Annotated in this window: 26 protein-coding genes; 12 read left to right on the top strand and 14 right to left on the bottom strand. The window is 66.8% G+C overall.

Going from position 1 to position 25479, the window contains the following annotated elements; translation table 11 throughout:
- Genes ACFWO8_RS01615 through ACFWO8_RS01605 form a run of 3 tightly spaced genes read right to left on the bottom strand, consistent with a single transcriptional unit; the run spans position 1 to position 1929 of the window.
- On the bottom strand, positions 1–345 hold the full coding sequence (locus ACFWO8_RS01615) for a thiocyanate hydrolase (RefSeq protein ID WP_378940559.1): 345 nt from the start codon (positions 343–345) through the stop codon (positions 1–3).
- A 7-nt stretch (positions 346–352) separates the two neighbouring features.
- Positions 353–1060, bottom strand: coding sequence for a thiocyanate hydrolase subunit gamma (gene scnC, locus ACFWO8_RS01610; protein WP_378940558.1), 708 nt, complete (start codon positions 1058–1060; stop codon positions 353–355).
- A 29-nt stretch (positions 1061–1089) separates the two neighbouring features.
- Positions 1090–1929, bottom strand: coding sequence for an SH3-like domain-containing protein (locus ACFWO8_RS01605; protein WP_378940557.1), 840 nt, complete (start codon positions 1927–1929; stop codon positions 1090–1092).
- Positions 1930–2211: 282 nt separating this feature from the next.
- Between ACFWO8_RS01605 and fdxA the strand changes: the two genes are divergently transcribed.
- The 3 genes from fdxA to ACFWO8_RS01590 all read left to right on the top strand — a co-directional run bounded on the left by fdxA (position 2212) and on the right by ACFWO8_RS01590 (position 5422).
- Complete coding sequence (fdxA, locus tag ACFWO8_RS01600; protein ID WP_056813450.1) at positions 2212–2535, top strand: ferredoxin; 324 nt, start codon at positions 2212–2214, stop codon at positions 2533–2535.
- A gap of 26 nt (positions 2536–2561) precedes the next feature.
- The gene (gene dapC / locus ACFWO8_RS01595) at positions 2562–3647 is read left to right on the top strand and encodes a succinyldiaminopimelate transaminase (protein ID WP_378940556.1); all 1086 of its coding nucleotides are present in this window, start codon (positions 2562–2564) and stop codon (positions 3645–3647) included.
- A gap of 197 nt (positions 3648–3844) precedes the next feature.
- Complete coding sequence (locus tag ACFWO8_RS01590; protein ID WP_378940555.1) at positions 3845–5422, top strand: serine/threonine-protein kinase; 1578 nt, start codon at positions 3845–3847, stop codon at positions 5420–5422.
- Between the two features lie 20 nt (positions 5423–5442).
- On the opposite strand, the gene ACFWO8_RS01585 is transcribed toward ACFWO8_RS01590, so the two are convergent.
- Positions 5443–6153, bottom strand: coding sequence for a hypothetical protein (locus ACFWO8_RS01585; RefSeq protein WP_378940554.1), 711 nt, complete (start codon positions 6151–6153; stop codon positions 5443–5445).
- Between the two features lie 345 nt (positions 6154–6498).
- Between ACFWO8_RS01585 and ACFWO8_RS01580 the strand changes: the two genes are divergently transcribed.
- On the top strand, positions 6499–8049 hold the full coding sequence (locus tag ACFWO8_RS01580; RefSeq protein WP_378943050.1) for a GMC oxidoreductase: 1551 nt from the start codon (positions 6499–6501) through the stop codon (positions 8047–8049).
- Between the two features lie 50 nt (positions 8050–8099).
- Here ACFWO8_RS01580 and ACFWO8_RS01575 read toward each other — a convergent pair whose 3' ends face one another.
- Positions 8100–8951, bottom strand: a complete 852-nt coding sequence (locus ACFWO8_RS01575; RefSeq protein WP_378940553.1) for an oxygenase MpaB family protein — start codon at positions 8949–8951, stop codon at positions 8100–8102.
- Between the two features lie 125 nt (positions 8952–9076).
- Between ACFWO8_RS01575 and ACFWO8_RS01570 the strand changes: the two genes are divergently transcribed.
- Positions 9077–10504, top strand: a complete 1428-nt coding sequence (locus ACFWO8_RS01570) for an acyl-CoA synthetase (protein ID WP_378940552.1) — start codon at positions 9077–9079, stop codon at positions 10502–10504.
- Positions 10505–10549: 45 nt separating this feature from the next.
- Here the strand turns inward: ACFWO8_RS01570 and ACFWO8_RS01565 are convergent, their stop codons facing one another.
- From ACFWO8_RS01565 to dapD, 7 genes are all read right to left on the bottom strand, one after another.
- Entirely contained in the window at positions 10550–11221 is a 672-nt protein-coding gene (locus tag ACFWO8_RS01565; RefSeq protein ID WP_378940551.1) for a molybdopterin-dependent oxidoreductase, read from the bottom strand.
- 135 nt (positions 11222–11356) lie between these two features.
- Complete coding sequence (locus tag ACFWO8_RS01560; RefSeq protein ID WP_378940550.1) at positions 11357–12244, bottom strand: RNA polymerase sigma-70 factor; 888 nt, start codon at positions 12242–12244, stop codon at positions 11357–11359.
- Positions 12241–13320, bottom strand: coding sequence for an NAD(P)/FAD-dependent oxidoreductase (locus ACFWO8_RS01555; protein ID WP_378940549.1), 1080 nt, complete (start codon positions 13318–13320; stop codon positions 12241–12243). The genes ACFWO8_RS01560 and ACFWO8_RS01555 overlap by 4 nt, the downstream gene beginning before the upstream one ends.
- Before the next feature lie 129 nt (positions 13321–13449).
- A complete protein-coding gene (locus tag ACFWO8_RS01550) occupies positions 13450–14106 on the bottom strand; it encodes a hypothetical protein (protein WP_378940548.1) in 657 nt (218 codons plus the stop codon).
- A complete protein-coding gene (locus ACFWO8_RS01545) occupies positions 14103–14738 on the bottom strand; it encodes a hypothetical protein (protein WP_378940547.1) in 636 nt (211 codons plus the stop codon). Before ACFWO8_RS01545 ends, ACFWO8_RS01550 begins: the two co-directional genes overlap by 4 nt.
- Before the next feature lie 401 nt (positions 14739–15139).
- Positions 15140–15718 carry a hypothetical protein gene (locus ACFWO8_RS01540; RefSeq protein ID WP_378940546.1) on the bottom strand — a complete coding sequence of 193 codons (579 nt, stop codon included), beginning with the start codon at positions 15716–15718 and terminating at the stop codon, positions 15140–15142.
- Between the two features lie 112 nt (positions 15719–15830).
- Positions 15831–16781 carry a 2,3,4,5-tetrahydropyridine-2,6-dicarboxylate N-succinyltransferase gene (gene dapD, locus ACFWO8_RS01535; protein ID WP_378940545.1) on the bottom strand — a complete coding sequence of 317 codons (951 nt, stop codon included), beginning with the start codon at positions 16779–16781 and terminating at the stop codon, positions 15831–15833.
- Positions 16782–16899: 118 nt separating this feature from the next.
- On the opposite strand from dapD, the gene dapE reads away from it, so the two are divergent.
- From dapE to ACFWO8_RS01500, 7 genes are all read left to right on the top strand, one after another.
- On the top strand, positions 16900–17994 hold the full coding sequence (dapE, locus tag ACFWO8_RS01530) for a succinyl-diaminopimelate desuccinylase (protein ID WP_378940544.1): 1095 nt from the start codon (positions 16900–16902) through the stop codon (positions 17992–17994).
- Positions 17995–18231: 237 nt separating this feature from the next.
- Positions 18232–19053, top strand: coding sequence for a TIGR02452 family protein (locus ACFWO8_RS01525; RefSeq protein ID WP_378940543.1), 822 nt, complete (start codon positions 18232–18234; stop codon positions 19051–19053).
- Between the two features lie 107 nt (positions 19054–19160).
- Entirely contained in the window at positions 19161–19952 is a 792-nt protein-coding gene (locus ACFWO8_RS01520; protein ID WP_378940542.1) for a TIGR00730 family Rossman fold protein, read from the top strand.
- Positions 19949–20500: a TIGR00730 family Rossman fold protein gene (locus tag ACFWO8_RS01515; RefSeq protein WP_378940541.1), complete on the top strand. Its 552-nt coding sequence runs from the start codon at positions 19949–19951 to the stop codon at positions 20498–20500. Before ACFWO8_RS01520 ends, ACFWO8_RS01515 begins: the two co-directional genes overlap by 4 nt.
- A gap of 11 nt (positions 20501–20511) precedes the next feature.
- On the top strand, positions 20512–22278 hold the full coding sequence (locus tag ACFWO8_RS01510) for a long-chain-acyl-CoA synthetase (RefSeq protein WP_378940540.1): 1767 nt from the start codon (positions 20512–20514) through the stop codon (positions 22276–22278).
- Between the two features lie 139 nt (positions 22279–22417).
- Positions 22418–23386 carry a dihydropteroate synthase gene (folP, locus tag ACFWO8_RS01505; RefSeq protein ID WP_378940539.1) on the top strand — a complete coding sequence of 323 codons (969 nt, stop codon included), beginning with the start codon at positions 22418–22420 and terminating at the stop codon, positions 23384–23386.
- Positions 23383–24321, top strand: coding sequence for a glucosyl-3-phosphoglycerate synthase (locus tag ACFWO8_RS01500; protein WP_378940538.1), 939 nt, complete (start codon positions 23383–23385; stop codon positions 24319–24321). The genes folP and ACFWO8_RS01500 overlap by 4 nt, the downstream gene beginning before the upstream one ends.
- A gap of 52 nt (positions 24322–24373) precedes the next feature.
- Here ACFWO8_RS01500 and ACFWO8_RS01495 read toward each other — a convergent pair whose 3' ends face one another.
- Both ACFWO8_RS01495 and ACFWO8_RS01490 read right to left on the bottom strand, forming a co-directional pair.
- The gene (locus ACFWO8_RS01495; RefSeq protein WP_378940537.1) at positions 24374–24826 is read right to left on the bottom strand and encodes a DUF6640 family protein; all 453 of its coding nucleotides are present in this window, start codon (positions 24824–24826) and stop codon (positions 24374–24376) included.
- A gap of 1 nt (position 24827) precedes the next feature.
- The gene (locus ACFWO8_RS01490) at positions 24828–25421 is read right to left on the bottom strand and encodes a TetR/AcrR family transcriptional regulator (RefSeq protein ID WP_378940536.1); all 594 of its coding nucleotides are present in this window, start codon (positions 25419–25421) and stop codon (positions 24828–24830) included.
- Between the last annotated feature and the right edge of the window lie 58 nt (positions 25422–25479).

Genomic DNA, 25479 nt, shown 5'->3' with positions numbered 1-25479 from the left:
TCAGGATTCCAGCCGGGCCCGAACGCTGGTGAGCCGCTCCTGGAGTTCGCTCTCGTCGATGACGCCGCGCGTCACGAGGGAATGCGCCAGCGCGACGAGCTGGTTCTCGGGATAGGGCAGGTCGGCGTAGACGGTTGCCGACAGCGAATCCTCGTCGTCGCGCCGGTTCTGGAAATCCGGGATCGGCGCCGCGCAGCGGGCGTGATCGAGCGCGTCGCAGAGGCCGTCCAGGCTGGTCTTCCACGGTGGCACGGGATTGCTCACCCCGTACGTGGCGGCCATCCTCGGCCACACCTGGTCGCGGTCGACGATGGCCCGCAGCGCGGCGATCTCGGGTGTGCCCATAACGCTCCTAGGTAGCCGGGTGGATGGCAGGCCGGGTGTGGGTGACCACATTCGTGGTCACGCCCGGTGTGGGTAGCGCGACGCCGATCAAACAGTCGCGGGTGATGATCTCCGCGAGCTGATCCTCGTTCCAGCCGTCGGTGCCCGCCGGACGCAGTGGCAGCACCATGAATCGGTGCTTCTGGTTCGAGTCCTGCACGCGCACCGCCACATTCGCGGGCAGGTCGAGTCCGAATTCGGAGAGCACCTGGCGTGGCCAGCGCACCATCCGCCGCCGGTAATTCGGGGTGCGATACCACTCGGGGGAGTTGCCGAGAATCGGTCGCGGGTAGCACGAACACAACGCGCACACGATCACGTTGTGCAGCGTCGGGGTGTCCTCGAGAATGGAGAAGGCGGTGAAGTCGCTCGGTGTGCCGAAACCGGTCGGCTCCAGCCAATCCACCCCGACCGCATTGCTCGCGGTCATCGGTTCGGCGAGCGCGAGCGCCTTGAAGTCGGGATCGAGCCAGGCTCTGGCCACGAGGTGGACAGCGGGAGTCGGGCCGATCTGTTCGGCGAATTCGGTGAACCGCCGGTGTTCGGCGGCGGTGAAGATTCCCTTCTCGATACACAGCTCACGCAACGCGATCTCGAGCACTTCGAAATCGGTGATCTCGTCGACCATCGGGGCCACCGTGCGTTCATGGTCGTGATCGTGGTCGTGCCCGGTCATGGAATCCCTTTCCTGGCAGGATGATCGGTCTAGGTGGTCGGCTCGAGCCAGCGTTCGGGGATCTCCGTGCGCAACATGTCCGCGCTGGGTCCGGTGTAGCCGTGCCACAGCGTCGCGAGGTTGAACTCGACGACGTAGAACCACTCGGGCACCGCGTCCGGCCGGTCCCACGTCTCGTCCTCCGGTGCCGGGCTCTCGTAGGCGAGCGCGGCGATCCGCCCGACCGCGCCGCGCACATACTCCGGGGTGCGGGTGTAGAACAGCGCGGGCAGTTCCCGGACCCGCACGGGATCACCGACCTCGAACCGCGCCTGGCCTGCCTTGCCGGCGAACACTTGCGGATCGCCCTTGCCGACCGCCGCGAGGTGATGACGATTGCGCGCGACCCGCGAGCCGTCGCCTTCGAACTTCGGCTCGGCGGCCAGGGTCTTCCCGGCCAGGCCGCCTTCGTAGCGCGCCGTGACCTCCATCATGCGTTCACTCAGCTCGGTCAGGCCGATGTGGTGCTTCTCGGCCAGCACGCGCGCGACGGCGAGCAGCCATCTGCCGTAATACGGCAGTCCCAGGTACATCGCGCGCCCGAGATCGACATTGCCGATCCGGCGCCGTTCCTCGGAGAGCCAGATCCCACGCCAGGCGAGCACCTCGCAGATCACATACGTGTTGTGCTCCCACAGCTCGTACTGCTTGTTCTCGTACGCGATCGGGGCGTCGGGCTCACCGCCCACATCGTGATCGGTTTTCAAATACGCCCAGAGGCGATCGTGATCGAGCAGATCCGGGGTGGGCGCGTTCGGCAGCTCGGGATAGGACGACTTCAGCCGGGCTACCAGGTCCAGCGCGGCCGCACGCTCTTGCGCCGTACTCATAACGGTTCCCTTCGTCGCGCGGTCTCCGTGACGCGAGGGGATCCGCTGTGTGCAACGATTTCCGAGAACAAATCTAAGCCTCGATGTTGCGCAGGTAAAGGGCGCAACGCGGTCCCCGCCGCCGACGATCGGTTGAGCGGGCGACCCGGCAGGGTCGGCAGCGGCGGCAACGTCATGACCGGCAGTAGTTAGGGCAGGCTGACCTGGGCCTGGGCCCAGGATCACGCTAGGGTTGCGTGGGCGGAGTACCACCGCAGGTGAGGACAGACTAGGAGAACGGCAGTGCCGTACATCATCGCTGAACCGTGCGTTGACGTGAAGGACAAGGCGTGCATCGAGGAATGCCCCGTAGATTGCATCTACGAGGGCGGTCGCATGCTCTACATCCAACCCGACGAGTGCGTGGACTGTGGTGCGTGTGAGCCGGTCTGCCCCGTGGAGGCGATCTTCTACGAGGACGACACTCCGGATCAGTGGAGCGGTTACATCAACGCCAACGTCGACTTCTTCAACGAACTGGGTTCCCCCGGTGGCGCGACCAAGGTCGGTGTGGTCGATTTCGACCCCGCCTTCATCAAGGCGCTGCCCCCGATGGCCGAAGAGTGAGCACAGGGGTGCCAACCCGTGGGCGTGTGAGCAGCCTGCTGCCTGACTTCCCCTGGGACACCATCGCCGCGGTCAAACAGAAGGCGGCCACCCATCCGGGCGGTCTCGTCGACCTGTCCGTCGGCACCCCGGTGGACCCGGTCGATCCGCTGATCCAGGCGGCCTTGGGTTCGGTGGCGGCTGTTCCCGGCTATCCGACCACGCACGGCACCCCGGAGCTGCGCTCCGCCGTCGTCGCCGCGTTGGCGCGCAGGTTCGGCGTCACCGGGGTCGATCCGGCGGCGGTGCTGCCGGTGCTCGGTACGAAAGAGCTGATCGCCGGGCTGCCGCGGCTACTCGGTGCCGGCTCCGACGATCTGGTGGTGATCCCCGAGATCGCCTACCCGACCTACGAGGTCGGCGCGCTGCTGGCGGGCGCGAAGCCTTGGCGCGCAGACGGTCTCACCCAGATCGGCCCGCAGAATCCGGCGCTGATCTTCGTGAACTCGCCCTCGAACCCCACCGGCAAGGTGCTGCCCGTCGAGCACCTGCGCAAGGTGGTCGCGTTCGCGCGCGAGCGCGGTGCGATCGTCGCCTCCGACGAGTGCTACCTGGGCCTGACCTGGGAGGGCGAGGCGATCTCGATCCTCGACCCCCGCGTCTGCGATGGCGACCACACCGGCCTGCTGGCCATCCACTCCCTGTCGAAGACGTCGAACCTGGCCAGCTACCGAGCCGGTTTCGTCGCCGGTGACCCGGAACTGGTTGCCGAACTGCTCGAGGTGCGCAAGCACTCCGGCATGATCATGCCGTTCCCGATCCAGGCCGCGATGACCGCCGCGCTCAGCGACGACGGGCACGAGGCGCAGCAGCGCGAGCGTTACCGCGCCCGCCGCGAGATCCTGCGAAACGCCTTGCAGCAGGCGGGTTTCCGCATCGATTTCTCCGAGGCAGGTCTGTACCTGTGGGCCACCCGCGGCGAACCGTGCCGCATCACCCTCGACTGGCTCGCCGAACGCGGAATCCTCGCCGCCCCCGGCGATTTCTACGGTCCCCGTTCGCCCGAACACGTACGCATCGCACTGACCGCTACCGACGAGCGCATCGCCGAAGCGGCCGCACGCCTGTCCTGAGTACTACGCACCCCGGGCATGATCGTGCCCGGGGTTGCTTCTGTCCGCAACGCATCTCGCGCGTCGGCGGCGTGATCGGTTGGGCACACCTGCGACTTCGCTCCGGCCATGCGCGAATAGACTGACGAACGCACCGCGCCTGGGCCCAGCAGGGTCCGGGCGATCGGCGCGGTACCGGATCGAAAGGCTCGCAACGAATGCACGGGGTGGAGTTCGAGGCGGGCACGGTGTTCGCGGAGTATCGCATCGATCGGCTGCTCGGCCGGGGTGGAATGGGCACCGTGTATCTGGCGGCGCATCCTCGACTGCCCCGGCAGGTCGCGCTGAAACTACTGAATCGCGAACTGTATTCCGATCACGAGGTCCGCGGCCGGTTCGAGCGCGAGGCCGATGTCTCGGCCCATCTCGACCACCCTGGCATCGTGTCGGTGCTCGACCGTGGGGTCGAGGACGGGCTGATGTGGATTTCCATGCAGTATGTCGACGGCCGCGATGCTTCGGTGTTCCGCGGTGAGCCACTGGATCCGGTTCGGGCGATCGGCATCATCACCCAAACCGCCGAAGCACTGGACTACGCCCATGATCGCGGCGTACTGCACCGAGATGTGAAGCCGGCCAACATCTTGCTAGCTCCCGGCCGCGCCGGTGACCGCGTCCTGCTCACCGACTTCGGCATCGCGCGACTGCGCGGCGACGCCCGCCAGCTCACCCGCACCGGAGCTTTCCTCGCGACCCTCGCCTACGCGTCCCCCGAACAACTCTCGGGTGCCCTGGTCGATCACCGTTCCGACCAGTATTCGCTTGGCTGCACCCTGTTCACTCTGCTCACGGGCGAAAGTCCTTTCCCCGCAGATAATCCCGGCGCGGTGGTCGCCGCTCACCTGACCAAGCCGGTGCCTCGCGCGTCCGCGTTGGTCGGCGGCCTGCCAGCCGGAATCGACGCGGTCATCGCCAGGGCGATGGCGAAGGAACCTGCCGAAAGATTCGACAGCTGCGAGGAATTTGCGCGTGCGGCGACAGCGGCGCTGGCCGCCGCGGGCCCCGCATCGCAGCCCCGTGCCGGAGAAGGCCCCCGTGCGGCGAGCGTTTCGCCTGGAGTGCCTTTCGGTCGTGAACACCGGCCGCCGAATGCCGACGAGGGTTCGCAGAACCCGACCCTCGTGAGTTCGCCGTCGTACTCCGCTGTGCGGCCCGCCGCGCGACAACCTCAGCGGGCGGTTTCGTCGCGATGGCGGGTGCTGGCGGTGAGCCTGCTCGTGCTGGCGATGGTCGCCGGGGTCGGCGCCGTCGGCGTCGGTGCGATCTATTGGAAGTTCGTGCGCCCGAACCGAGTTCCGCCGCCGCCCACCTGGGGTGCGCATGCGTCGGTTGCCTCGGGATTCACCGACTTGATCCCGTCGGGGCCGACCGGGCGCGGCTGGCGTGCGGCGAATTGCTCGGCGACCCCGTCGCTGGTTGTGTTGCCGGGCGATCCGGCGCCGCTGCGGCAGATCACCTGCACCGACACCGACGGACTCACTGCCTGGTACACCGAGTACCCGAGCGCCACCGATGTCGATGCCTACCTCCTGCGGCACACCACGGAGGACACCACGCGGGAACTGCACCACACCAGCCTCGCCGCCTACCGTCCGCGTGACCCGGCCGCACCGTTCACGCTCGCGGCCAGGGAACGCGGCAATGTGTTCAGCGCGAACTCGGTGGTCGAGGTGTCGTGGCCGGGTCGCTCCTTCGAGGAGACCCGCGACAACTGGTGGCAGCAAGCCCCCTTCTGACCAGCTACCGCACCATGGGATCAGTACGCGCCGGCCAGGCGCAGGATCAGTGCGGGCAGGGCGTCGAGCACATCCGCGGACTGGTCTGCCGGGGTGCCGTAGGTGTGCGCGGCGACCGAGAAGCTGGGTCCGAAGGACGCGGAGGCCACCTCGGGGGCGCCGAGATCGGACCACCCCCACTTGCTGCCCTGCACGCCGGGAAGCTGGGCGGTGCCCCAGTTCTGGGGAGTGCCGTCGGCGGCGGTATTGCTCGCACCCGCCATCCACTCGAAGATCGGCGAACCGGCATCGGTGCGCTGCTTGGCGGCCAGGAAGTCGGTGATGTCGGCGGTGCTGGTGCTCGACCGGCCCCAGTCGGCGGTGCCGTGGGTCTCGCGCAGTCCGTATTCGCTCGCGGTCGCGTCGATCGCCTGCGGGTATTTGCCTGCCAGCTGAGTGGCGGCGCCGTCGTCGGAGTCCCGGATCATCCGTTCCGACAGCGCGCGGTCTTCCGGCGATCCGTCGCCGTGGCGCAGCGCGTAGTCGACGATATAGAGCTTGGACATCGACAGCGCCGACCGCGATTCGTGCTCATTGGCTGTGCCCCAGGCGAATCCGCCCGGCATCCGCAGCGAAATGGCGGTTCGTGGCGGTACCGTTGTCGGGTCCTCGTCGGCGTGGGCGGCGGGCGCTGCCACCATGAGGCCGACGGCGGCCGCCGCCACACACCAGGTCACTGTTCGAATGCTCACGAGCGTCCTCCGATTCGTACGACGACGTTGCGGTCGTGGGAATGAAACCCGAATGCCGCAGGTCGGCGGGTGAGGCGCGCGGTAATGCCGATCAGATCAGCGGCTCGATGATCGGCACAGTGGTTGCCCGAGCGCTATTTTCGCGCTAACCCGGTCAGGTCCGCGCGTGCGATCTGGTTTGTTCGAAACATGTTCGTTTCACTGAAATCCTCGGTATAACAGGTTCTCATTGCCGTCTCGATGAGGAGCTGCACGGTGCGTGAATTCTTGTATGAAAAGCCCGGTAGAAGCCAGTATTCCGGCGGGCTATCCCGCCGTCGATTTCTAGCTGCAACAGGTATCAGCCTGGGTGCGGTGGCGCTGGCCGGTCGGGCCGTGGCCGCCGCCGCTCCGCTGGCCGACGGCGACAAGGTTCCCGCCCTGGTCATCGGTAGTGGGTACGGCGGTTCGGTCGCCGCGTTGCGCTTGGCACAGGCCGGTGTCGATGTGACCGTCGTCGAGATGGGCATGTCCTGGACCACCCCGGGTGCCGACGGCAAGATCTTCTGTCCGGTCCTGAAGCCGGACGGGCGGTCCTACTGGCTGCGCGATCGCACCGATCAGCCGGTCGGTTACTTCGCGGGCAGCTCCTACAACAAGGACATCGACAAGTACACGGGCGTCCTGGATTCCGAGGATTTCGGTGGCATCCGCGTCTATCAGGGGCGCGGTGTCGGTGGCGGTTCGCTGGTGAACGGCGGCATGGCCGTGACGCCGAAACGGGAGAACTTCGGGGCGATCCTGCCCTCGGTGAACGCCGACGAGATGTACAGCACCTACTACCCGCGCGCGAACACCGGTCTCGGGGTCAATCACATCGACAAGAGCTGGTTCGAGTCGGCCGAGTGCTATCAGTTCGCGCGCGTCGGTCGCAAGCACGCCGAAAGATCTGGCTTCGGTTGGACTTTCGTGCCGAACGTCTACGACTTCGAGTACATGAAGAAGGAGCAGGCGAACACGGTCACCCGGTCCGCACTGGCGGGTGAGGTGATCTACGGCAACAACAACGGCAAGCGTTCGCTGGACAAGTCCTATCTCGCCGCGGCCACCGCCACCGGCAAGGTGCGGATCACCCCGATGCACAAGGTCACCACGGTGACGCCCGCCGAGGGCGGGTACCGCGTGGAGATGGCCCAGATCGATACCTCGGGCAACACCGTCGCCACGAAATCGGTGATCGCGCAACGGGTCTTCTTCGCGGCGGGCAGTATCGGCACGAGCAAGCTGCTGGTGGCCATGAAGGCCAAGGGCAAACTCACCGACCTGTCCGACGCCGTCGGGCAGAAGTGGGGCAATAACGGCAATGTGATGGTCGGTCGGGCCAATCACATGTGGGACGGCACGGGCAGCCTGCAATCGTCGATGCCGTGCCTGGGCATCGACAACTGGGCCGACGCGGGCGGTCCGTCGTTCGCCGAGGTCGCGCCCTTCCCATCCGGGCTGGAAACCTACGTGAGCCTGTATCTGTCGATCACGAAGAACCCCAACCGTGGGCGGTTCACCTTCGATTCCGGGAGTGGCACAGTCGGTTTGAACTGGCAGAAGGCCTGGAACCAGTCCTCGATCGATGCGGCGAAGCGGGTCTTCGACAAGATCAACAGCAAGGAGGGGACGATCTACCGGACCGATCTGTTCGGCGTTTACAAGACTTGGGGTGACGACTTCACCTATCACCCGCTCGGCGGCTGTGTGCTGAACGAGGCCACCGACAACTACGGGCGCCTGCACGGCTATCAGGGGCTCTACGTGATCGACGGCGCGCTCATTCCCGGCAACACCAGCGTCAACCCGTTCGTCACGATCACCGCGCTGGCCGAGCGCAATATCGAGCGGATCATCGCCGACGATCTGCGCTGACCTCGTGCTCCGACTGCCGGATCAGCCGGCAGTCGGAGTGGCGCGGTGGGTCAGATCAGCGGCTTGCCTCGCCGGTTGCGGCGGCGCATATCGGCGAGGGTGACGTTGAAGGGGAAGGCTCGGACGAAGCGGGGCATGCGGCCCGTTACCTTGCCGGTGGTGCGCAGCAGACGGTTGAGTTTGCGCTCGTCGGCGGCGGTCCAGGAAAGGTCGAGTTCGTCTCGGAGATGTTGGGGGAGTAGGCCCGTGGTGAACCAGCGGTGGAAGCGAGCGAAGGGCAGGCGCAACAGCGGGTTGATCATCTTCAGGTCGAGTAGGCCGTCGAAGTAGGCCTTGATCGTGGGGTCGACGCTGGTGCGCTGCAAATGCTCGGACCAGTAGGCATCGAACGCGGCGCGGTCGGCGGGCCACATCTCGCGAGGCACCTGGAGGGTGGTGCCGAGGTAGTGGGCGTAGTCGTAGAAGGTGTCGGCGGCGGTGTCGTCCGCGGGACCGTGGAGGCGGTCCATCACGTCGACCGCGCCCGCGTACAGGCACGCGGCCACCCACAGCTGCAGGTTCTTGTCGAAGGCGTTGTACTTCACCGGGCTGTCGGCGGTGGAGTGGACGTGGCGGTGCGCGCCGTTGACGGCAGTGCGGTAGGCCGCGCGGTCGGCGTCGGTGCCCATCAGCGCCACGGACAGGTACGTGAAGGTGGTCCGGGTGCGCTTCACCGGGTGCACCATGATGCTGCCGCTGTGCACCTTCGATTCCGCGACGCCGTAGCCGACGGGGGCCAGGCTGAGCTGCATGATCACGTTGGCGGTCGCGCCGTAGAAGGCGGCGGAGCCGTCGACGTAGTCGCGGATGTCGAATTGTGCCGGTTCGGACCGCTGCGAACGCGAGCGCGACAGGATGGTCATCGTTGACCCCGTTTTCATCGAAGAGAGCGTGAGAGAATTATACGTTGAATGTCTCATCACGTCGCCGGGGTGTCAACGACAGCGGCGGCGGCAAGCCCCGAATCACGTCGCGTTAGCGTTGACAGATGCCCTATGGTCCGCCGCTGCTGCTCGCTTCGCTGAATCCGGCCGCCGTCGCCGCCGGGGATGACATTCCCGACGCCGTCACCATCGATGATGCCACCGTCTCACGCAGTGATCTGCTGGGTTCGGCAACATCGGTAGCGGAACGAATCGCCCGTGCCGACCGCGTCGCGGTACTGGCCGAACCGACCTTGCGCACCGTGATCGCCGTGGTCGGTTGCCTGATCGCCGGCGTGACCGTCGTTCCGGTGCCGCCGGACTCCGGGACCGCCGAACGCGAGCACATCCTGCGCGATTCGGGTGCGCAGGCCTGGCTCGGCCCGGCGCCGGAGGGCACGGATCTGCCGGTGGTGCCGGTGCGGCTGCACGCACGGTCCTGGCATACCTATCCCGAACCCGATCCGGCGGCGATCGCCTTCATCCTCTACACCTCGGGAACAACGGGGGCGCCCAAGGGAGTGATGCTCAGCCGCGGCGCGATCGCCGCCGGGCTCGACGCGCTCGCCGAGGCGTGGGCATGGACGTGGAAAGACACACTGGTGCACGGGCTTCCGCTGTTCCACGTGCACGGGCTGATCCTCGGGCTGCTCGGGCCGTTGCGGGTCGGTAGTCCGGTGATCCACACCGGCAAGCCGACACCGCAGGCGTATGCGGCAGCGGCAGGCAGCCTGTATTTCGGGGTGCCGACGGTCTGGTCGCGCGTGGTCGAAAAGCCCGAACTGGCAAAGGAACTGAGTAAGGCACGGCTGCTCGTCTCGGGTAGTGCGCCGCTGCCGGTTCCGGTGTTCGAGAAGCTGGCCGAACTCACCGGGCAAGCACCGGTGGAGCGGTACGGGATGAGCGAAACCATGATCACACTGTCCACCCGGGCCGACGGTGAGCGCAGGCCCGGCTGGGTCGGCACCCCGGTGCGCGGCGTCGAGACGAGGTTGCGTGATGAAGCGGGCGAGCCCGTTCCGCAGGACGGTGTGAGCATCGGTGGTCTGCAGGTTCGTGGGCCGATGCTGTTCGACGGGTACCGGAATCGGCCCGAGGCCACCGCGCGGGACTGGACCGAGGACGGGTGGTTCCGCACCGGTGACGTCGCGGTGATCGATGCCGACGGGTTCCATCGGATCGTCGGGCGCGAGTCGATCGACCTCATCAAATCCGGCGGCTACCGCATCGGCGCGGGGGAGATCGAGACCGCGCTGCTCGGGCATCCGGCGGTCGCCGAGGTCGCCGTGGTCGGGCTGCCCGATGACGATCTCGGTCAGCGGATCGTGGCCTTCGTCGTCGCGCGCGAGGCGAGTTCCGACGCGCTCGGTGTCGAGCTCACAGCCTATGTGGGCGAACAGCTTTCGGCCCACAAGCGCCCACGTGAGGTTCGCTTCGTCGACTCGCTCCCGCGTAACGCGATGGGCAAGGTGCAGAAGAAGCTGCTGGCCTGACGTGCTGTCGTGGCGCCGTTGACTCGGTCTGTCCGGCGCCAGGATTCACGCAGTTCGTTCGGTGCTCCCGCGCGCGCTCATCCTGCGGATCGGCCCGATCAGCGCGTGGTAGATCGGGCGAACCACGCGTCCCGGCAGGTAGCGATGGCGCTCCTCCTGCCAGACGCGGGCCCGGTGGTGTGCCGCGAGCGGTGACCACTTGTCCGGGTCGACGGGCGCGGAAGTGTGGAATTCGATGCGGCACAGGTGCTTTGTGTTGACGAACCCGTACTGGCCGGGGCTCACCAACCGAACCGGAGCGCCGTGATCGCTGGTGAGTGGCTGCCCGTCGAGTCGGTCGGCGATGAGCACGTCATCGGCCAGCGCGTCCTCGAGCAACGCGACCGACAGATACCCGTCGAGACCTTCGAAAACGACATGGCTGATCGAAACACCCGGCGCGAGTAGCGGTTCGACGCGTGTGCGATAGAGCGTGGCGAACGGGACGCCCTCCCAGTGCAGGTCGGTGGCAGACCACCCGGCCACACAGTGGAAGTCGGCCCGCACCTCCGATCGCGGCAGCTGGGCGAGGTCGGTCATGGCGAGAGTGAACGATTGCGTCATCGCCCCGTCGACCTCGATCACCGGGTTCGCGGGAACCGGCGGCGGTGGGTGATGGAGGTGTGTGCCGAAACGCGGGAAGCCGTCGACGGCGCGTTGACCAGGGGGAAGTGTCATGTCGAACCTCCAGTTATACGGTTCCGTATAGCTTGAAGCCTAGCGCGCGGGCGGCGCGAGGTCGAGAGGTGGCACGCAACGCGCGGCTGTGCGCTCGCCCACGTGGGCACGTGCCCACGCGCCCAGGGTCAGGCTTCATGTCGGAACGCGCACGGTCCTGAGCTTGTCGGGATTGCGAACGCTGTACAGCGCGGTGATGACACCACCTGTGACTTCGATGGAGGTCACCTGATCGAGCATGCCGTCGACGGTCGCCACGATCGAGGGCATCGCGTTGTAGACGCCGAAGTGCATACCCATCGTGCCCATTCGCTGGCCCTTGGCGAGCAGGCCGATGACCAGCCGAGCGACCTTGTCCTGGCCGAGTACGGGCCGTCGCACCGCGTTCACCACACCGCCGCCGTCGCCGAGGAACACCACTTCGGGGGCGAGCACGTCCATCAGTGCTTGCACATTGCCGGTAGCGGCGGCGATCGCGAACCGCTCGACCACCGATCGGGCCTCGGCGGGCGTGGCGATCGCGGTATGTCGCTGCGCGTGCACGCGATCGCGGGCGCGTTGATTGAGTTGCCGCACAGCCGCTTCGGATTTGTCCACCGCGGCCGCGATCTCCGAATAGTCGAACGCGAACACCTCGCGCAGCACGAACACCGCGCGCTGTACCGGCGTCAGCTTCTCCAGCACGAGCAGCATCGCAGTGGTCACCGCCTCGCCGGTCAGCACGTGTTCGACCCCGTCGGCTGCCTCGGTGGCAAGCGGTTCGGGCAGCCATGGCCCGATGTACTCCTCGCGCCTGCGGGCCGTGGACCGCAGTACGCCCAGCGCCTGCCGGGTGATGATCTGGGCGAGGTAGGCGCGCGGATTGTCGATCAGCGCGAGATCGATCTCGCGCCAGCGCAGGTAGCTGTCGTGCAGGACGTCCTCAGTGTCGGCGACCGTGCCGAGGATCTCGTAGGCGATCGAGAACAGCAACCGCCGGTTCTCGGTGAAGATGCCCTCGAGTGTCGCAGCCTCGTGGGTCACTGTGCCGGGCCGCTCAACCACACGCTGTTGCCGGTGCGGGAGGCGTACGCGGCGTAGCGGTTGACGCGTTCCTTGGCGAAGGCCGTGATACGCCCGCCCAAGAACAGCCGACCGGCGTTGTCCGCGCGGTCAGTCGTCTGCATCAGTCCGTCGCGCCTGCCCAGACTCAGCCCAACGCCGCCGTAGCCCATCGAAAACGGCCGCAGCGCACGTCCTTTGATCATGTCGGCCAGCGTATCGGCCGCGTGCGCGCCCTGCGGTGCAGCGGTGGCGCAGGCCATCCGCATCCCGGGGACCGCGGCGCAGTCGCCGACGACGAAGATGCGCGGATCGGTGCGACTGCGCAAGTTGGCATCGACCAGGGCCCGGCCGTCGGCGTCCACCGCGAGTCCGCTGCGGGCGGCCAGTTCGGGTACCGCGGAGATGATCGCCCAGAGAGTCAGGTCGGAATCGAGTTCGGTGCCAGAGCCAAGACGCAGGGTCGTCCCATCGATTTCGGTGATCTGGTCGGCCACGATCTCCACGTTCAATCGCGCGAGCGTGTGCCGGATATGCCGCTGCGCACCAGCCGAGAGCGCGGGCGCGACGGTATCGCTCACCAGGCGTACCCGCAGGTCGGGCCGAGCTTCGGCGATCTCGGCCGTGATTTCGATCCCGGTCGGCCCACCACCGATCACCGTGACGATCCCGTTCGCGGGCAGCGCCTCGAGCGCGGCGCGTGCCTGCTCGGCTCCTTCCCACACGCCGACCGGGATCGCGCCGGGTAGCGGATCCGCGATGCTGCCCGCCGCGAGAATCGCGTGGTCGAAGGTCAGGATCCGGCCGTTGTCGAGGGTGACATCGCCGTCGCCGATCTTGTCCACACTCGCGGTCTCGAGCGCGATTCCCGCTGTGAGCATCTCGGTGAGCGGCCGGGCCGCGGTACCGCTGCCCGCGATCTGCTCGTGCAATCGCACCCGCTCGATGAAGTCACCCCGCGGATTGACCACGGTGATCCGCGCGTCAGGAACCTTCTTGTGCAGCCGATTCGCCGCGACAGTCCCTGCGTAGCCTGCCCCGATAACCACGATGTTCATCTGTGCCTCCTGCCATGGGAACTGTGTGTTCGACCATGGGATGCGGCGCGGGGATTCGCTGTGACGGTGATGTGCACCACAGCAAAAGGCCTCGCACTCCGAAGAGTGCGAGGCTTCTGTTTTGGCAGCTTACGCAGGCGGGGCCGGCGGGGCGGTGAAGTGGGCGATGCCCGCATCGATCAGGGGTTGACCGCCGACCACGAGGAAGCCGATCCCGGCCCCGATCGCAGGGAACAGGAATATCGGGATGATGAGGATCCCGATGAACAGACCGGGGATGAGTCCGATTCCCGCTCCGATCATGGCGCCCATCGTCGCGCGCTGCACCGCGGCATTCCACCGCTCTTCCGTGGCACTGACGGTGCCCGCCGCGACTGGCAGGCCCACTGGGCGGAGCGTCATCGACGTGCCACCGTTGGCGATTTCAGGGTGTAATGCCACCTCGCGGTCTCCGATGCGCAGTTCGAGTGCCACCGAGTCGACGATCTCCCCAGCGGGACCGCGGACGTCGACGCCGTCACCGGCTGCAGACAAGGAGAAGATGCCCGCATCAAGGGTGGTGGTGAGGCCGGAGCCGTCGACGGTCGGCTGTGCGCTGTATCCGATGCCGGACGCTGTGCCCTTGACCGGGGACAGCGCGGTCTCGTGCGAACCCGGTGGCGTCGGCACGGTTTGCTCGGCATTGGCCGTGCCGGTTGCTATGCCGACAGCGGCGATAGTCGGGATGGCCGCCGCCAAGATTCTGCGTGACAATCGGGTCTGGATCCGCCGTGCTGAGTCAGTCACTGCAGACCTCCGGCGCCCGCACCGATCAGCCCGCCGGCGGCAAGCCCCACCGCTCCCCAGGCCACACAATTGAGCGGCGCCAGTGGTGCGGCGACAACGGTGGCTGTCGCTAGCGCGGCAGGCACGACACAGCCGATCGCGGCACCGCGAATGGCTCCTCCGACGGCGCCCGCGGCGATTTTGTCCGCTCTACTCGGTGCGACACCGACCGACCTGGCGAACTGCGAGATCTGCGCCTCGGGACCGGCGCCCATCGCATTGAACTGATCGACCATTCCCTGGTCGAGGAACTCTGGTGCAGGCGTGATGAGATCACCCGCCCGCAGCACTCGCGGAACCGGAACGATCGGCGCGACCGGTCGCTCGGGTTCGGGCGCATGCAGTTCTTCCAGCTGCAGCGGTGCGACGTACTCCCGCTGCGGGACCTGGCGCGTGGGAAGGTAATCCGTCTCGGGGGCGACACCGCGCGCGTCCGCTTCGGGCGAGACATACTCCATGGGTGGCGGTTCCGCCGCGGGCCGAGCCGGCGTGGTCACGCCGGGCTGCGTCGGCGGCACGACCACGCCGGGTTGTTGCGGCGCGATGAATTCAGCCGGAGCCGCATGCACACTTCCCGCGTAGCTGACAGCCACAGCCAGCGGTATACCCGCGACTGATGCGCGTAGAGCGCTGCGTCTGACTTTTCTGTGTCGACCCGCCATGCGATGCGACCCCACCCTTCAATTCAATACTCACACCGGCATGCATCCGGTCGACCAATGTCGCCGAAATGCCCCCGGCCGAATTCAACGACGCCACAGTAGATCGAAGATCGCGGAATGATATCAAGATGTGATGATCGATGGTGATGCAGATCACCTAACAGTCGCGACTATTCGGCGTGGGTGGTCTGGAATGGTGCGGTCGCCCTGGCTTGATCGTCATGAGTTCGCAATATTTGCTGAATTGTTTCTGATGTCGAGAATTGTCGGTGCGCAACAGCGCGAAGGCCCCGCACTTCGAAGAGTGCGAGGCCTTTGGACGCGAGATCGGATCAGGGCTGACCGGTCAGGTACGCGACCACGGCTTCGCGGAACTCCTCGCCGCCCATCACGTAACCGCCGAGGAACATGCCGGCGGGGATGGTGACGAACCACAGGAACGGGAAGAGCACGCCGATCAGGCCACCGACCACGATCCCGGGCATATTCTTCTGGGTCTGGTACATGAAGCGGTCGTAGGCGCTGATGTCCTTCAGTTCCGCGACATCGCTCAGCTTCGCGGAATCCTGCGGCGTCATCGACGCGGCCAGCTTGACGGTGCGGCCGTCCTGGCTGATCTCGGGGGTGACTGCGATCGGCAGGCCCGCGACCTCCTGACGCAGCGACACCTGGTCCACCGTGGCACCGTCGGCACCCTTGAGTAGCACCGCGGCACCGTCGGCGGCGATCTCGAACTTGCCGCCGTCGACGGCCCAGGTGATGGCTTTGTCCACCGGGGAAACCGTCACGCCGTCCAGAGCCGCCGTGGACTGCTCGGCGGCGACGGCGGGCGAACCATGTGCTGTCGCCGCGGTGATCCCCACCGCGGCGACCGCCATGAATACAGCAGCAGTGATCTTTCCGAACTTCATCTTCGTGAATCCCTCCGCATTCGCTGTCCCCGATCGGGACGGCGCACGAAGCGTAACGAAAACATAAACTACCGCGGCAATTCAAGACGTACCGTCAAGAATTCGCGATATTTCAATCGTTGGCGTGCAGTGCGGCGTTGAGTTCGACGCCGGTGCCCTTGCGCGGAACGACCTCGACAGCGCCGGTGGTGGAATTGCGGCGGAACAGCAGGTTGTCCTGACCGGACAGGCTCGCGGCCTTGGCTACGGTGCCGTCGGGTCCGGTGACCTTGGTGCCCGCGGTGACGTAGAGACCCGCCTCGATCACGCAGTCGTTGCCCAGGGAGATGCCGAGGCCCGAATTGGCGCCGAGCAGCGAACGCTCGCCGACCGAGATGACCTGGGTACCGCCGCCGGACAGGGTGCCCATGATGGAAGCGCCGCCGCCCACATCGGAACCGTCGCCGACCACGACACTGGCCGAGATACGACCTTCGACCATCGAGTTGCCGAGGGTGCCCGCGTTGAAGTTGACGAAGCCCTCGTGCATGACCGTGGTGCCCGCGGCGAGGTGCGCGCCGAGGCGGACCCGGTCGGCGTCACCGATGCGCACGCCGGAGGGGACCACGTAGTCGACCAGGCGGGGGAACTTGTCGACGCTGAGCACCGTCACCGGGCCGCGGGCGCGCAGCTTCAGCCGGGTCTGCTCGAAGCCGTCGACCGCGCACGGGCCGTGGTTGGTCCACACGACATTGCTGAGCAGGCCGAACTGGCCGTCGAGGTTCAGGCCGTGCGGCTGGACGAGACGGTGCGAGAGCAGGTGCAGGCGCAGGTAGACCTCGTGCGCGTCGATCGGGGCGGCCGACAGGTCCGCGATCGTGGTGCGCACCGCGACGACCTCGACCCCACGCGCCGCGTCCACGCCGAGCAGCTCGGCGAACTCGGGCACCTCAGCGGCGTCGAGGCGCTGGGAGCCGGTTTCGGTGAACTCGCCCAGCGCGGGGCTGGGGTACCAGGTATCGAGGACGGTCCCGTCCGAGGTCACATTGGCGATACCGACTGCAGTTGCTCCCTGAATACTCACGGACGCCATTTTGCCCGTTCCAGCCGTTGCGGTGTGCCGCGGGCCCTGTGCGTTGGACCACGCGGTCTGCTTCGCCCGGATCCGTGGATCGGTGGCTCGCCCGTACTAGTGTCGAGATGTGACCCTCGATTTGCGTGCCGATCCCATCCAGCTGACCGCCGACCTCGTCGACGTGCCGAGCGTTTCGCGCGACGAGGCCAAGATCGCGGACCTGGTCGAGCAGGCGATCCGGGAGCAGACCACCGGGTTCGAAGTGGTGCGGCACGGCAATGTGGTGCTGGCGCGGACACAGCGCGGACTGCCGACGCGGGTAATTCTGGCGGGACATCTCGATACTGTGCCGATCGCGGACAATGTGCCGAGCCGACCGGCTGAAGTCGACGGCGAAGCGGTGCTGTTCGGTTGTGGCACAGTCGATATGAAGTCCGGCGACGCGGTATTCCTGCACCTGGCCGCCACGATCGCCGATCCGGCCCACGATTTGACGCTGATCTTCTACGACGGCGAGGAGATCGCCGCGGAGTTCAACGGCCTCGGACGTATCGAGCGCGAATTGCCGGAATGGCTCGAAGGAGATTTGGCGATTCTCGGTGAACCGTCGGCCGGTTGGATCGAGGCCGGGTGCCAGGGCACCTTGCGGGTGCGATTGACCACCTCGGGTGTACGCGCGCATTCGGCGCGAGCATGGCTGGGGGAGAACGCGATTCACGGTCTCGCGCCGGTGCTGGCGCGGTTGTCGGCCTATGCGGCACGCGAGGTCGATATCGACGGTTGTGTGTACCGCGAGGGTCTGTCGGCCGTTCGGGTCTCGGGTGGGGTCGCGGGCAATGTGGTGCCCGATATCGCCGAGGTGGATGTGAACTTCCGTTTCGCCCCCGACCGCACCGTCGAGCAAGCCATCGCGCATGTCCGCGAGGTCTTCGACGGACTCGACATCGCCTTCGAAGTCACCGACTCCTCTCCCGGCGCGCTCCCCGGCCTGACCGCTCCGGCCGCCCGCACCCTCATCGACTCGGTCAACGCCCACGGCGGTGGCGGCGTACGCGCCAAATACGGCTGGACCGACGTCTCCCGCTTCGCCGCCCGCGGCATCCCCGCCGTCAACTTCGGCCCCGGCGACCCCAACCTCGCCCACAAACGCGACGAACACGTCCCGCTGAGCCAGATCACCGCCGTCACCGCAATGCTGCGGACCTACCTCTCGCGCGCGTGATGTGCGCAAGCGCGGAGGGTCGTTCGGACTTTTGCGCAGGGCTGGAGCACCTGCGTGATGAGCGACCCGCGCGGCTCAGCTGAAGCAGTCGACGGAGTCATAGTTCGTGGGTACCGAAATCCCGGAGTCTCTGCAGTGGGTTGCGAAATACATTCTCGGAGCGGGTGATCGGCACGAGGGTGACGAGACCGCGATGCGGTGGCTGGGCTGGCGGTTGTCTCGAGCCATGAGAGCATTGTGGGCGTGTCCGAACGCTTCCGAGCCATCGCCGCCGACAACGAGCAGATCATCGCAGCTGGCGGTTACCTGGCGCCCGGCGGAGACTATGTCTCGTTGACATCGAGGGTGCAAGCCGCCGTTCAGGGAACCCGGATGTACGGTCCCGACCCGGTCCCGGTCATCACCCGCGGCGAGGCCACCACCGTCATCACAGTGACCGGGGAGAGCAGCCTCGCCGCGGCGCTCCGGATGCACGATACCGATCCGGAGCCGGTCGCCGTCCTGAATTTCGCGTCCGCCCGCAATCCCGGCGGCCACTACCTCGCCGGCGCCCGCACCCAAGAAGAAGCCCTGTGTAGAGCGTCGGCGCTGTACACCACCCTGCTGGCCGTGCCGCAATACTACGAGCACCACCGACGCACACCGGACCCTTTCTACAGCGACCGCGTGATCCTGTCTCCCGCCGTGCCTGTCTTCCGCGACGACACGGGCGTCCTGCTCGACAGCCCCTATATGGTCGGCTTCCTCACTTGCCCGGCGCCCCGGACCAACGTGATCATGCAGGAGCTGGCGAGCCAGGCGCATCGAATACCCGCGGTGCTGGCCACCCGCGCCGAGCGCATTCTCGAAACAGCGGTCGGCTACCGGCGTTTGGTACTGGGCGCCTGGGGTTGCGGCGCCTACGGCAACGACCCAGGCATGGTGGCCGGTGCCTTCCATGCACTGCTAGCCGATGGTGGGCGGTTCAATGGGCACTTTGATGAGATCACCTTCGCAATACTGGACCGGACCCCTGGCGAGACCATCCTCACTACCTTCCGAACCGTCTTCGCGGCATAGTAGATCCGAGTGCGTGTAGGGGTTCCGGCAGAGCGCCGAGAGGGTTGCGGACGACCGATCGAGAAGTGCGCGCCCGTGCCCGGAATCCGACACAGTAAGTTGGGGTCATGTCCGCTGATGAGCAGGTTGGGAAGGTCAGACCGAAGTTTCGTGGTCCGGTGATGTTCCGCCGGGAGCGCAAGCCCGGCGTGCGGACCGAGGACCGGAACCTGCTCGATACGCGGCAGGACAGCGATTGGGTGCATACCGATCCGTGGCGGGTGCTGCGGATCCAGGCCGAGTTCGTCGAGGGTTTCGGCGCGCTCGCCGAGATCCCGCCCGCGGTGACGGTGTTCGGGTCGGCGCGTACGGGCCCCGACCATCCCGAGTACGTGGCAGGCAAGGCGATCGGCACCGCGCTCACCGAGGCCGGTTTCGCGGTGATCACCGGCGGTGGGCCCGGTGCGATGGAAGCGGCCAACCGTGGTTGCTCGGAGGCGGGCGGCTACTCGATCGGGCTCGGGATTGAGCTGCCGTTCGAGCAGGGGCTCAACGAGTGGGTGGATCTGGGGATCAACTTCCGGTACTTCTTCGTCCGCAAGACGATGTTCGTGAAGTACTCCCAGGCCTTCGTCTGCCTGCCCGGTGGCTTCGGCACCCTCGACGAACTGTTCGAGGCGCTCACCCTGGTGCAGACCCGCAAGATCACCCGGTTCCCGATCATCCTGTTCGGCACCGACTACTGGTCCGGTCTGGTCGACTGGATGCGCAGCTCGCTGGCGGGTTCGGGCAAGATCTCGCCCACCGATCTCGATCTGATCCAGCTCACCGACAGCGTCGACGAGGTCGTGCGGATCATCCAGGGCGAAACCGGCGACCACGCCAACATCGAGCGTCTCGGCACCGAGGATCAGTGGTGAGCTACTCCATTTGCGTTTACTGCTCCGCCAGCACCACCGATCCCGACCTGATCAGCCTCGCCGCGCGCGTCGGCACCGAAATCGCCCGGCGCGGTTGGCAATTGGTTTCCGGTGGTGGTCATGTGTCGATGATGGGCGCGGTCGCCACCGCTGCCAGGGCCGGTGGCGCGCACACCATCGGGGTGATCCCGAAACATCTGGTGCACAAGGAAGTCGCTGATGTCGGCGCCGACGAACTGCTCGTCACCGACACGATGCGCCAGCGCAAACAGCTGATGGAACAGCGGGCCGACGCGTTTCTCACCCTGCCGGGCGGCATCGGGACACTCGAGGAACTGTTCGAGACCTGGACCGGCGGCTACCTCGGTGAACACACCAAACCGGTTGTGCTGCTGAACGCGAACGGCTTCTACGACGGCCTGTTCCGCTGGATCGACGAACTGTCCGAGCGCACAATTGTGCCGAGGCAGGCACGTGACCGGCTCATCGTGGCCACCGACCTGCCCGCAGCGTTCGCCGCGCTGGAACCGGCCGCGGCCGCACAGTAGGAGAGATCGACGTGAGCAAAGACGCCCGCGACACGGTAAGCGTGTTCGACCTGGCCAAGGCCCTGCCCGGAATGGCACTCGACGCTCCCGGCATGCTGCGCAACGCGCGCGGAATGCTGGTGGGGCCCAAGGACAAAGCCTCCATCGGGCTGTATTTCCAGCGGGTCGCGCACCGCAGGCCCGACCGGGTGTTCCTGCGTTTCGAAGGCCGCTCCTACACCTACCGCGCCGCCAACAGCGAGGTGAACCGGTACGCCGCGGTGCTTTCCGTGCGCGGGGTGCAGCGCGGTGATGTGGTCGGTGTGCTGATGACCAACCGGCCCGAAACCCTGTTCACGGTACTGGCCGTGCTCAAGCTCGGCGCCACGGTCGGCCTGCTCAACTACAACCAGCGAGATCAGGTGCTGGCACACAGCATCGGCTTGCTGGGCAGCGTGCTCACTGTCGTCGGCGAGGAGTGCTCGGAGGCGCTGGATTCGCTGCCCGAGCCCGCGGCGAATGTGTTCACCGCCGAGGAACTGGACGAATCCGCTCGCACCGCAACCGATTCCGACCCCGCCGTGTGCGAGCAGGTCCTGGCAGGGGAGCGGGCGTTCCTCATCTTCACCTCCGGCACGACCGGTCTGCCCAAGGCCAGCGTGATGACCCATCAGCGCTGGACCAAGAGCATGTCCGGGCTCGGCGGGCTCGGCATCCGGTTGCGTGCCGACGACGCCCTGTACTGCTGCCTGCCGCTCTATCACAACAACGCGCTCACGGTCGCGCTGTCGGCCGTGCTCGCGGGCGAATCGACCTATGTGCTCAGCCGCAAGTTCTCGGCGTCGGGGTTCTGGGGCGAGATCGCACGCGAGCGGGCGACCGCGTTCATCTACATCGGTGAGCTGTGCAGGTACCTGATCAACCAGCCGGTGCGGCCCGGTGAGCAGGGCAACCGGGTCCGGCTGGCCGTCGGCAACGGGCTGCGGCCCGAGCTGTGGGACGAGTTCCGTCGCCGGTTCGGGATCGGCCGGGTGGTCGAGTTCTACGGGTCGAGCGAGGCGCCGCTGGCGTTCGTCAACGCGTTCGGTATCGACCGGACCGTCGGCCTGTGCCCGCTGCCCTACGCGGTCGTCGAGTACGACGACGAGACCGGCCATGCTCGCCGCGGTAGCGATGGGAAGCTGCGCCGGGTGCGGTCCGGCGGGGTCGGGCTGCTGCTGGCGAAGGTGAACAACCGCCAGCCGTTCGACGGCTACACCGACGAGAAGGCGTCGGAATCCAAGCTGGTGCGTGACGGCTTCAAGAAGGGCGACTGCTGGTTCGACACCGGCGACCTCGTCCGCGATCAGCATTTCTGGCACATCGCGTTCGTCGACCGGCTCGGCGACACCTTCCGCTGGAAGGGCGAGAACGTGGCGACCACCGAGGTCGAGGGCGCACTCGGGCACGACGCGAGCATCGAGCAAGCCGTTGTCTACGGTGTCGACATTCCCGGCACCGACGGCAAGGCAGGCATGGCAGCGATCACGTTGTCCGCCGAGGCCACCTTCGACGGGAAGACCCTGGCGACGACCGCCTACGGGCGGCTGCCGCTGTACGCGGTCCCGCTGTACGTGCGCGTGGTCGCCGAATTGGAGCAGACCTCGACGTTCAAGAGCCGGAAGGTGGAATTGCGCAAGCAGGGTTACGCGCCCGACCCCGACAGTCAGCTGTACGTGCTGTCCGGTCCGAAAGACGGCTACATCCCCGCTTACGACGAATACGCCGAAGACGTCGCGTCCGGTCGCGCCCCGCGCTAGCAAGGTAACTTCTGATTTCGCATGAACATGGGTAACTTGTCGGGGACGGGCAGACTTTGCCGACGCCTGTCCGCAGGTCGCCAACGCGAATTCCGACCACTCGAGTCTGGCCATAAGTCGCGGAGGGGCGGGAATGCACATGGGTAACTCGTCGGGCACGCCCGGACCCCGACCAGAGAACGAACCGCCTGCCCGGAGCACAAGCAGTCGCGGTCCCGAGTTGTCGGCAGAAGTCTCGGGGAGGCGGAACGAGACTTTTTGTGGGCGTGAAGTGGCGACCGATCGCGCGTTGGTGATGGCGATCGTGAATCGCACGCCGGACTCGTTCTACGACCGTGGTGCCACGTTCAGCGACGAGGCCGCGATGGAACGGGTTTCGCGTGCGGTGGACGAGGGCGCCGATCTGGTCGACATCGGCGGCGTGAAGGCGGGGCCGGGGGTCACCGTCGACGCGGCCGAGGAAACGCAGCGGGTGGTGCCGTTCGTCGCGGCGATCCGGGCGAAGTATCCGGACCTGTTGATCAGTGTGGATACCTGGCGCGGTGAGGTCGCGCGGGCGGCGGTCGCCGTCGGTGCCGACCTGATCAACGACACCTGGGCCGGTGCCGACCCCGACCTCGTGCACGTCGCCGCCGATACGGGTGCCGGCATCGTTTGCAGCCACACCGGTGGCGCCGTGCCGCGCACCCGTCCGCATCGTGTTCGGTATGCCGATGTGGTGGCCGAGGTGACCGCCACCGTCGTCGCCACGGCCGAAAATGCTGCGGCCTCGGGCGTGCGAGCCGATGGGATCGTGATCGATCCCACCCATGATTTCGGAAAAAACACCTATCACGGGCTCGAGTTGTTGCGCGGAATCGACGGTCTTGTAAAAACCGGATGGCCAGTACTGATGGCACTGAGCAACAAGGATTTTATCGGGGAGACTCTAGGGGTAGGTCTTACCGAAAGGGTCGAGGGCACACTGGCGGCAACCGCATGGTCGGCCGCCGCGGGCGCTCGGATCTTCCGGGTTCACGAAGTCGCCGAAACCCGGCGGGTCGTGGACATGATCGCCGCGATCCAGGGCATCCGTCCCCCCGCACGAACTCTGCGAGGTCTGGCATGAAAATCCAACACCGCGAGCCCGCCTGGGCCACCACCCACACCTGGGACACCCCTGACTGGACGGTCGGCGAACTCGTCGCCGCCAAGGCGGGCCGCACCGTTTCGGTGGTGCTGCCCGCGCTGAACGAACAGGACACCGTCGCCGATGTCGTGGCCAGTATCCGGCCGCTGCTCGGCACGCTCGTCGACGAACTGATCGTGCTGGACTCCGGGTCCACCGACGCCACCGCCGAACGCGCACGCGCGGCGGGCGCCGAGGTGATCTCGCGCGAGGAAGCCGTTCCCGAGCTCGAGCCGGTCCCCGGCAAGGGCGAGGTGCTGTGGCGATCGCTGGCGGCCACCACCGGCGACCTGATCGCCTTCGTCGACTCCGACCTGATCGACCCCGACCCCGACTTCGTGCCCAAGCTCCTCGGCCCGCTGCTGACCATGGAGGGCACGCACCTGTCCAAGGCCTACTACCGCCGCCCGCTGCGCCAAGGCGAGTCCGTCGACGCGAACGGCGGCGGCCGCGTCACCGAACTCGTCGCCCGCCCCCTGCTGGCGGCCCTGCGTCCCGAACTGGCCCAGGTCCTCCAGCCGCTCGGCGGCGAATACGCGGGCACCCGCGAACTGCTCACCGCGGTCCCGTTCGCGCCCGGCTACGGCGTGGAGATCGGCCTGCTCCTCGACACCTACGACCACATGGGCCTGGATGCCATCACCCAGGTCAACCTGGGCGTGCGCACCCACCGCAACCGCCCGCTGTCCGACCTGGGCGTGATGAGCCGCCAGATCCTCGGCACCGCGCTACGCCGCAGCGGCGTCCCCGACTCCGGCGCTCCGCTGACCCAGTTCCCCTTGATCGAAGGCGAATTCATCGCCCACACCACCACGGTCTCGCTCGAAGACCGACCCCCGATGAAAACCCTTCGACCGGAACAGGTCGCGGCGTAGCCGAATTACTTCGAGCGCCGCATCGCCGTAGACCGGTGCGGCGCTTGTCGTCTCAGCCCCGCGGTTGCGAACGGGTGGTGAGCAGGCCTGCGGTGAGTAGGAGGATCAGCAGGATCGCGGCCAGCAGGACCTGGGGGTGGAGGCCGAGGATAGTCGGATTGTCGAATCCGGGGTCCTCGATGGCGGTGCCGGGGAACAGGAACGCGGCCAGTAGACCCAGCCAAGGGGTGGCGAGGAGGGCGCAGGACGTCCAGATCCGGGATCGGGTGATGTTGCCGCGACCGATCAGCAGGATCAGTGCGAGGGCACCGAGCAGGATGGACATGACGATGTATTGGGCATCGTGGAATTTCGCGTGCGGCGGCCAGTCGTCGTTGCGTAGGTGCTGGACAGCGCCGCCCGGGATGACGAAATCGGCCAGCAGGGCACCGAATGCGGTGATGACCGCAACGAGCACGGCGAGAGCGCGTGGAGCGGACAGACTTCTGGAGACGATGGTCGTCATGTCACGAGGTTCCTTGCTGGTGTGGGGTTTTCGAGGCGCGGCTGCGCAGGAAGTCGTCGATGACGTCGCGCACATAGTCGACGTCGAAGGTCCGATGGGAGACCAGTCGCCGGAAGAACAGCGGACCATGCAGCTGATCGACGGCTAGATCGATATCGAGTTCGGCCGGCAGTTCGGCACGGGTAACGGCCTGGGCCAGAATCGCGCGCACCGCCCGGGTTCCCGACCGGTACAGCGCCTCCTTGACCTCGGCGAATTTCGGGTCGACAGCGGCCCTTTCGATCATCACGCGCATCCCCTGCTCGGTCACCGGGTCGTGCAGCATCGCGCGGGTGGCTGACAGCTCGGTCAGCAGATCGGCACGCAGATCTCCGGTCGGCTGCGACTGCGCGAGGGTGATGTGCCTGGTCAATGTGGCGCGGACCAGATCGGTCGGCTCCGGCCAGAGCCGGTACAGCGTGGCCCGGCTGATTCCACTGTGGGCCGCGACCGCGCCATGCGTCAGACCGGCCACTCCCTGCTCGACCAATAGCTCTCTGGCCGAGGCGAGCGCAGCATCGAGACTGCGCACCGTTCGTGGGTCGGGTGGTCGCACGGCGCTCCTTTCGAACACTCTGTTCCAGAACTTCGATACAAACTGTATCGAAGTGTGT

Origin of the sequence: Nocardia sp. NPDC058480 (assembly GCF_042720495.1) — a bacterium.
GTDB lineage: Bacteria > Actinomycetota > Actinomycetes > Mycobacteriales > Mycobacteriaceae > Nocardia.
Note: the sequence above shows the minus strand (reverse complement) of the source record. Positions and strands in the feature narration are given on the sequence as shown.

What these genes read in the sequence shown, in the direction of transcription:
- ACFWO8_RS01540 (WP_378940546.1), bottom strand. Translation starts at nt 15,718, where the DNA reads ATGAAGTTCGGAAAGATCACTGCTGCTGTATTCATGGCGGTCGCCGCG.
- ACFWO8_RS01520 (WP_378940542.1), top strand. Translation starts at nt 19,161, where the DNA reads ATGTCCGCTGATGAGCAGGTTGGGAAGGTCAGACCGAAGTTTCGTGGT.
- ACFWO8_RS01500 (WP_378940538.1), top strand. Translation starts at nt 23,383, where the DNA reads ATGAAAATCCAACACCGCGAGCCCGCCTGGGCCACCACCCACACCTGG.
- ACFWO8_RS01575 (WP_378940553.1), bottom strand. Translation starts at nt 8,951, where the DNA reads ATGACCATCCTGTCGCGCTCGCGTTCGCAGCGGTCCGAACCGGCACAA.
- ACFWO8_RS01495 (WP_378940537.1), bottom strand. Translation starts at nt 24,826, where the DNA reads ATGACGACCATCGTCTCCAGAAGTCTGTCCGCTCCACGCGCTCTCGCC.
- ACFWO8_RS01615 (WP_378940559.1), bottom strand. Translation starts at nt 345, where the DNA reads ATGGGCACACCCGAGATCGCCGCGCTGCGGGCCATCGTCGACCGCGAC.
- ACFWO8_RS01555 (WP_378940549.1), bottom strand. Translation starts at nt 13,320, where the DNA reads ATGAACATCGTGGTTATCGGGGCAGGCTACGCAGGGACTGTCGCGGCG.
- folP (WP_378940539.1), top strand. Translation starts at nt 22,418, where the DNA reads ATGGGTAACTCGTCGGGCACGCCCGGACCCCGACCAGAGAACGAACCG.
- ACFWO8_RS01570 (WP_378940552.1), top strand. Translation starts at nt 9,077, where the DNA reads ATGCCCTATGGTCCGCCGCTGCTGCTCGCTTCGCTGAATCCGGCCGCC.
- ACFWO8_RS01605 (WP_378940557.1), bottom strand. Translation starts at nt 1,929, where the DNA reads ATGAGTACGGCGCAAGAGCGTGCGGCCGCGCTGGACCTGGTAGCCCGG.
- ACFWO8_RS01590 (WP_378940555.1), top strand. Translation starts at nt 3,845, where the DNA reads ATGCACGGGGTGGAGTTCGAGGCGGGCACGGTGTTCGCGGAGTATCGC.
- scnC (WP_378940558.1), bottom strand. Translation starts at nt 1,060, where the DNA reads ATGACCGGGCACGACCACGATCACGACCATGAACGCACGGTGGCCCCG.
- ACFWO8_RS01565 (WP_378940551.1), bottom strand. Translation starts at nt 11,221, where the DNA reads ATGACACTTCCCCCTGGTCAACGCGCCGTCGACGGCTTCCCGCGTTTC.